The sequence below is a fragment of the Bacillus cereus group sp. BfR-BA-01356 genome, from assembly GCF_022663635.1.
Lineage (GTDB): Bacteria > Bacillota > Bacilli > Bacillales > Bacillaceae_G > Bacillus_A > Bacillus_A cereus.
In genome coordinates, this window is sequence record NZ_JAKUFX010000202.1 from 1 (window position 1) to 6725 (window position 6725).

A 6725-nucleotide genomic window follows, 5' to 3' on the forward strand; every position below is an offset into this window, starting at 1 on the left:
GGTTTATTTGAGATGCTTATTTTTAAGAGTATGCTTTTATTTTAGGAATGTTTTGATCCGATGAGTCGAAAGCTCAGGTTGTGCTCACTCTTAAGTTGATGGGCATGGGATAAAACCCCCATTTCCGGAAAAACTACTAATGAAAGTTTGATTTTGCCTAAAAGAGGTGAACGGAAATGAAATGGATACTGATTGCGATGCAAGCTTTCGTTATGATGTTTTGTTTCGTTTATGAAACGAATGTGAAGGCGGAAGGGCCAGTACCAGAAGTAACGAAAAAAGAACCTGAGGTTACAATTTTATTAGAGCGTATGTATGTTGATGGCGAAGTAAGCGAAGAAATACTTACAGAAAAAGTGACGGATTTAGAAAAGTTTTTACAGCAGTATAAAGAATGGCAGCTCGTTGATCGTGATGATGTACAAATTGTATTGCAAAAGAAAGTTGATGATATTTCTCCGTTATTGAAAACGAGCGGGTATTTTGGTGTTTCAGAGGAAGGGATATTACAAATTTTCAAAGGTGTACCGAAAAGTGATAATGCGATCCATTCTTTCTTTCAAATTGATATGAAAAAGCTTGAGAGCTATGAACGTGCGAAATTGAAACGTGGCATTCGTATTAAATCAAAAGAAGGTTTTGTGAAGACGATTGAAAAAATGAAGCAATACGCAGTTCAAAGTAAGAAAAAAAGCAGCTCATGGTGAGCTGCTTTTTTTTCTTATTTGTTTTTAGCTAAAATTTCTTTTGCGATTTCATCAATTAGCATATCTTTTCCGATTGGATTGAATGCTTTCGTATTGAAGACTTCATTTGATACTTCATATACGTGATTATTTTTAACTGCTTTATTGTCTTTCCAAACGGCACTGTTTTTGTAGTCTTCGTAAACTTTATCAGCTTCGCCGCCGAAGTTTACAATAAACATTTGGTCAGGCTGGAATGCAACTAGACCTTCTAGTGATACTTGCGCCATCGTTTGTTTTAAATCCGTACCTTTTGTTGCTGGAAGTTTTAAGTCATTAAAGGTGATGTCACCGTATCCGAAGCTACCGTATACACGGAAGTTTTGTGGTGTAACTGCAACGAACATAAAGTTCTCATCTTTTGTTTTCTCTTTAATTTTTTTAGATAAAGAGTCTGCTTTCTTATCGTAGTCTGCAATCCATTTGTCTGCTTTCTTCTCTTCGTCAAATAGCTTACCTACTTCTTTAAACTTACCACGCCAGTCTTCTAAGTTTGTTTCTAGAACAACTGTAGGTGCAACCTTTTCTAGTTGATCATAAATTTTTAATTGACGGTTGTTTAAAATAATTAAGTCTGGTTTTAAAGCAGTAACAGCTTCTAAATCAACTTTAGGTGCCCAGTACCAACCTACTGCTTTTACTCCATCTAACTTGTCTGTTAAGTGATTTTGGATTTTATCTTTATATGTATTTGCTGTACCAACAGGTTTGTGTCCAAGAAGTAATAGTTCTTCTGTTGATCCAGATAAGTCAACAATTCTCTTTGGATTTACTGGAATTGTAGCTTCACCTTTAGCATGTTTTACAACTTTTGTTTTCGGTTGTTCTTTTGCCTTCGATTCTTCTTTTTGAGAAGAACAGCCAACGATAGAAAGAACAACGAGCATAATAGTAAATAAAATAAATAGCTTACGTTTCATCCTGATGTAACCCCTTTAATTAGTATTGATAATCATTATCGACTTATGTATATTAAGGTGCTTTAACCTTTCTGTCAATGGAAAATAACAGAAGTTTCAAGTGGAGAACATTTGTTGGGGTAGTCTCGCTTTTCTATCATTAAATATGTTAAAATGGAATACATGATTTAAGAGGGAGAGATCGTATTTTGTTTGAATATGTTACAGGTTACGTGGAGTATGTAGGGCCGGAATATGTCGTAATTGATCATAATGGAATTGGTTATCAAATTTTCACACCGAATCCGTATGTATTTCAAAGAAGTAAGCAAGAAATCCGTGTCTATACATATCATTATGTAAGAGAAGATATTATGGCACTTTACGGGTTTAAAACACGTGAAGAGCGTTTATTATTTACAAAGTTGTTAGGCGTGTCTGGCATTGGGCCAAAAGGAGCTCTTGCAATTTTAGCTTCTGGTCAAACAGGACAGGTCGTTCAAGCGATTGAGCATGAAGATGAGAAGTTTTTAGTGAAATTCCCAGGCGTCGGAAAGAAAACAGCACGCCAAATGATTTTAGATTTAAAAGGAAAACTAGCAGATGTCGTACCAGATGCATTTGTTGATTTATTCTCAGACACAGAACGTTTTGATGAGAAGAAAGGTTCATCAGCTGAGCTTGATGAGGCACTGGAAGCTCTGCGCGCACTTGGATACGCAGAACGCGAAGTTTCTCGTGTTGTACCAGAGTTATTAAAAGAATCATTAACGACGGATCAGTATATTAAAAAGGCACTTAGTCTTTTACTAAATGGTAAGAGGTGAGTATAATGGACGAACGTCTCCTTTCAGGGGAATCTGCATATGAAGATGCGGATTTAGAATATTCATTACGGCCACAGACGCTCCGTCAGTATATTGGCCAAGATAAAGCAAAACATAATTTAGAAGTATTTATTGAAGCGGCGAAAATGCGTGAAGAAACGTTAGATCACGTGCTTTTATATGGACCACCAGGTCTTGGTAAAACGACGCTTGCGAATATTATTGCCAATGAGATGGGCGTTAATGTTAGAACAACTTCAGGTCCCGCAATTGAAAGACCAGGAGATTTAGCTGCTGTATTAACAGCGCTTCAGCCAGGGGATGTATTATTTATTGATGAAATTCATCGTTTGCATAGATCAATTGAAGAAGTATTGTATCCTGCGATGGAAGACTTTTGCCTTGATATTGTAATTGGAAAAGGGCCTTCAGCACGTTCTGTACGCCTAGATTTACCGCCATTTACATTAGTTGGAGCAACAACACGTGCTGGAGCATTATCGGCACCGCTTCGTGACCGCTTCGGTGTACTTTCAAGGTTAGAGTACTACACAGTAGATCAGCTTTCTGCGATTGTTGAACGTACAGCAGAAGTATTTGAAGTTGAAATCGATTCGTTAGCTGCATTAGAAATTGCAAGACGTGCTCGTGGTACACCTCGTATTGCGAATCGTCTTTTAAGACGTGTACGTGATTTCGCGCAAGTTCGTGGTAACGGAACGGTTACGATGGAAATTACACAAATGGCATTAGAGCTACTGCAAGTAGATAAATTAGGTCTAGATCATATTGATCATAAATTACTGCTTGGTATTATTGAGAAATTCCGTGGCGGTCCAGTTGGATTAGAAACGGTTTCAGCAACAATTGGAGAAGAATCTCATACGATTGAAGATGTGTATGAGCCGTATTTATTACAAATTGGTTTTTTACAACGAACGCCAAGGGGCCGAATTGTAACGCCGCTTGCGTATGAACATTTCGGAATGGAGATACCAAAAGTATGACGGAGATGCCAAAGCTGCTTATTACAGCCGGGATCTTACTCATCGTTGTTGGATTAGCTTGGAAGTTCATTGGAAGGCTTCCAGGCGATATTTTTGTGAAAAAAGGAAACGTTACCTTTTATTTTCCTATCATTACATGTATTGTGTTAAGTATTGTATTATCTTTTATTATGTATATAATAAATCGATTTAAATAAGAAATAGGTGGATATAGCTATGGATATAAATCTGTTTGATTTTCATTTACCAGAAGAACTTATTGCACAAGTCCCGTTAGAAGAGCGTGAAACATCAAGATTAATGGTGTTAGACCGTGAAACAGGTGATATTGAGCATAAACATTTTACGGATATTCTTTCTTACTTACATGAGGGGGATTGCTTAGTTTTAAATGAAACGAAAGTTATGCCTGCTCGTTTGCACGGTGTGAAAGAAGATACAGGCGCGCACATTGAAGTACTTCTTTTAAAACAAGAAGAAGGTGATAAGTGGGAAACGCTTGTAAAGCCAGCGAAACGTGTAAAAGAAGGAACTGTTATCTCTTTTGGCGAAGGGAAATTAAAAGCAACTTGCACAGGAACTGCAGATCAAGGTGGACGTCAGCTTGAATTTTCATATGACGGCATCTTCTATGAAATTTTAGATGAACTTGGGGAAATGCCACTTCCTCCATATATTAAAGAGACGCTAGAAGACCGCGATCGCTATCAAACAGTATATGCGAAAGAAATCGGTTCAGCAGCAGCGCCGACTGCGGGACTTCACTTTACAGAAGAGTTACTTGAGAAGTTAAAGCAAAAAGGCGTTCAGTTAGCATTCATTACACTTCACGTAGGACTTGGAACATTTAGACCAGTTTCTGCAGACACGATTGAAGAACACCATATGCACGCAGAATATTATCATATGTCTGAAGAGACAGCGGCATTATTAAATCGTGTGAAAGAGAATGGTGGACGTATTATTACTGTAGGTACGACATCAACTCGTACGTTAGAAACAATTGCAACAGATCATGAAGGTAAGCTTTGCGCCGCTTCTGGATGGACAGATATTTTCATGTATCCGGGATATGAATTTAAAGCAATTGATGGTTTAATTACAAACTTCCATTTACCGAAATCAACATTAATTATGCTTGTAAGTGCATTTGCAAATAGAGATAATGTACTTCATGCTTATAATGAAGCAGTAAAAGAAAAATATCGTTTCTTTAGCTTCGGTGATGCAATGTTCGTTGCATCTCACGCTAAAATGAGAAACAAATAAAAGGAGTAAGTTATGACAGCAATTCGTTATGAATTTATTAAGACATGTAAACAAACGGGTGCCCGTTTAGGTCGTGTGCATACGCCGCACGGTTCATTTGATACACCAACATTTATGCCAGTTGGTACACTTGCAACAGTTAAGACAATGTCACCAGAAGAATTAAAAGCAATGGATTCTGGCATTATTTTAAGTAATACGTATCATTTATGGCTACGTCCAGGTCATGAAATTATTCGTGAAGCAGGCGGCTTGCATAAATTTATGAACTGGGATCGTGCAATCTTAACAGACTCTGGTGGTTTCCAAGTATTCAGTTTAAGTGACTTCCGTCGTATTGAAGAGGAAGGCGTTCACTTCCGTAATCACTTAAATGGAGATAAATTATTCTTATCACCAGAAAAAGCGATGGAAATCCAAAATGCATTAGGTTCAGATATTATGATGGCATTTGATGAGTGTCCACCATTCCCGGCTACTTTTGAATATATGAAGAAATCTGTAGAGCGTACGAGCCGCTGGGCAGAACGTTGCTTAAAAGCGCATGAACGTCCGCAAGATCAAGGTTTATTCGGTATTGTACAGGGCGGGGAGTACGAAGAACTTCGTCGTCAAAGTGCGAAAGATCTTGTTTCAATGGACTTCCCTGGTTACGCTGTAGGTGGTTTATCTGTTGGTGAACCGAAAGATATTATGAACCGTGTTCTTGAGTTTACAACACCACTTCTTCCAGATAATAAGCCTCGTTACTTAATGGGTGTAGGTTCTCCTGACTCGTTAATCGATGGCGCAATTCGTGGTATTGATATGTTTGACTGTGTACTTCCAACTCGTATCGCTCGAAATGGTACATGTATGACAAGTGAAGGTCGCCTTGTTGTAAAAAATGCGAAATTCGCAAGAGACTTCGGTCCGCTTGATCCAAACTGTGATTGCTACACATGTAAAAACTACTCACGTGCGTATATTCGTCACTTAATGAAATGTGATGAAACGTTCGGAATTCGTTTAACGTCTTATCACAATCTTCATTTTCTGTTAAACTTAATGGAGCAGGTGAGACAAGCTATTCGTGAAGACCGTCTTGGCGATTTCCGCGAAGAGTTCTTTGAACAGTATGGCTTTAATAAAACGAATGCTAAAAACTTCTAATACATAATTTAAAAGGAGGAACAAAAGATGAATGCAGGTATGATGAATATCGTTATGATCGTTGCGATGTTTGCGATTTTCTATTTCTTATTAATTCGCCCGCAACAAAAACGTCAAAAAGCAGTTGCTCAAATGCAAAGTGAGTTAGCAAAAGGTGATGCTATCGTAACAATCGGTGGTTTACACGGTACAATCGAATCAGTAGATGAGACGAAAATCGTTATTAAATCTGGTGGTTCACACTTAACTTTCGATCGCAATGCGATTCGTGAAGTTGTGAAAAACTAATGTGGAAGGCCCTGCATGAAATGTGCAGGGCCTTTTTTAGTTACTTTGCTTTGACATATTTACACCGAAAATACCACCGAGTGTACTCGCCCCCATTAATGCTAATTGATAAAGTAATTGTGAGTTCGATAAGGTTTGAGAAAAGCCTAAATAGTTAACTAGAAAGACGAGTATAGTGAATGTGAGCCCTGTTGTGAAACCTACTAGCCAACCTTTTCCTTGAGCCTTTTTGCCGGCAGTAAATCCAGACATAAGCATAGATAAAAGAGCGAGTATAAAAATAGTAACGGTTAATGTCCCTTCATTTATATTCGTAAACTTTAATAAAAGAGCCATAATCATACTAGTAATAGATGCGAGAATTAGTAGCGTAACAATACCGAAGCCAATTGCAGTTGATAATTTTTTCGTTCCATCCATTTATGCATTCCCCCTCGTATATTAATATTTAAGCCCTATCTCAGGCTTAGTTTTACTCTCTAATAAGAGTCCAGTAATAAAGAAAATACTTGGACGTCTCAAGATATTTCTAGATAA

General features: G+C 37.8%; 9 protein-coding genes. 7 read left to right on the forward strand and 2 right to left on the reverse strand.

The features are described from left to right. Positions 1-176: 176 nt before the first annotated feature. Positions 177-707: a BofC C-terminal domain-containing protein gene (locus MR168_RS31710; protein ID WP_000871175.1), complete on the forward strand. Its 531-nt coding sequence runs from the start codon at positions 177-179 to the stop codon at positions 705-707. A gap of 14 nt (positions 708-721) precedes the next feature. On the opposite strand, the gene MR168_RS31715 is transcribed toward MR168_RS31710, so the two are convergent. Continuing rightward, positions 722-1666, reverse strand: a complete 945-nt coding sequence (locus MR168_RS31715; RefSeq protein ID WP_086411573.1) for an iron-hydroxamate ABC transporter substrate-binding protein — start codon at positions 1664-1666, stop codon at positions 722-724. A 188-nt stretch (positions 1667-1854) separates the two neighbouring features. Here MR168_RS31715 and ruvA point away from each other — a divergent pair, with 188 nt between their 5' ends. From ruvA to yajC, 6 genes are read left to right on the forward strand one after another with little or no spacing between them, the layout of a single operon-like run. After that, the gene (ruvA, locus tag MR168_RS31720) at positions 1855-2472 is read left to right on the forward strand and encodes a Holliday junction DNA helicase RuvA (protein ID WP_000464511.1); all 618 of its coding nucleotides are present in this window, start codon (positions 1855-1857) and stop codon (positions 2470-2472) included. Positions 2473-2477: 5 nt separating this feature from the next. Then, positions 2478-3479 carry a Holliday junction branch migration DNA helicase RuvB gene (gene ruvB, locus MR168_RS31725; protein WP_000344449.1) on the forward strand — a complete coding sequence of 334 codons (1002 nt, stop codon included), beginning with the start codon at positions 2478-2480 and terminating at the stop codon, positions 3477-3479. Then, entirely contained in the window at positions 3476-3676 is a 201-nt protein-coding gene (locus MR168_RS31730) for a DUF2905 domain-containing protein (protein WP_000138162.1), read from the forward strand. Before ruvB ends, MR168_RS31730 begins: the two co-directional genes overlap by 4 nt. Positions 3677-3695: 19 nt before the next feature. Further along, the gene (gene queA / locus MR168_RS31735) at positions 3696-4748 is read left to right on the forward strand and encodes a tRNA preQ1(34) S-adenosylmethionine ribosyltransferase-isomerase QueA (protein ID WP_000354034.1); all 1053 of its coding nucleotides are present in this window, start codon (positions 3696-3698) and stop codon (positions 4746-4748) included. Between the two features lie 12 nt (positions 4749-4760). After that, entirely contained in the window at positions 4761-5900 is a 1140-nt protein-coding gene (gene tgt, locus MR168_RS31740; RefSeq protein ID WP_242291735.1) for a tRNA guanosine(34) transglycosylase Tgt, read from the forward strand. A 27-nt stretch (positions 5901-5927) separates the two neighbouring features. Further along, complete coding sequence (yajC, locus tag MR168_RS31745) at positions 5928-6188, forward strand: preprotein translocase subunit YajC (RefSeq protein ID WP_000991115.1); 261 nt, start codon at positions 5928-5930, stop codon at positions 6186-6188. Between the two features lie 36 nt (positions 6189-6224). On the opposite strand, the gene MR168_RS31750 is transcribed toward yajC, so the two are convergent. After that, the gene (locus tag MR168_RS31750) at positions 6225-6608 is read right to left on the reverse strand and encodes a TIGR04086 family membrane protein (protein WP_000349148.1); all 384 of its coding nucleotides are present in this window, start codon (positions 6606-6608) and stop codon (positions 6225-6227) included. Positions 6609-6725 lie beyond the last annotated feature (117 nt).

Bases quoted from the DNA above. Each gene is read 5' to 3' on its own strand.
- MR168_RS31710 (WP_000871175.1), top strand. From the start codon at position 177: ATGAAATGGATACTGATTGCGATGCAAGCTTTCGTTATGATGTTTTGT.
- MR168_RS31715 (WP_086411573.1), bottom strand. From the start codon at position 1,666: ATGAAACGTAAGCTATTTATTTTATTTACTATTATGCTCGTTGTTCTT.
- ruvB (WP_000344449.1), top strand. From the start codon at position 2,478: ATGGACGAACGTCTCCTTTCAGGGGAATCTGCATATGAAGATGCGGAT.
- MR168_RS31730 (WP_000138162.1), top strand. From the start codon at position 3,476: ATGACGGAGATGCCAAAGCTGCTTATTACAGCCGGGATCTTACTCATC.
- queA (WP_000354034.1), top strand. From the start codon at position 3,696: ATGGATATAAATCTGTTTGATTTTCATTTACCAGAAGAACTTATTGCA.
- tgt (WP_242291735.1), top strand. From the start codon at position 4,761: ATGACAGCAATTCGTTATGAATTTATTAAGACATGTAAACAAACGGGT.
- yajC (WP_000991115.1), top strand. From the start codon at position 5,928: ATGAATGCAGGTATGATGAATATCGTTATGATCGTTGCGATGTTTGCG.
- MR168_RS31750 (WP_000349148.1), bottom strand. From the start codon at position 6,608: ATGGATGGAACGAAAAAATTATCAACTGCAATTGGCTTCGGTATTGTT.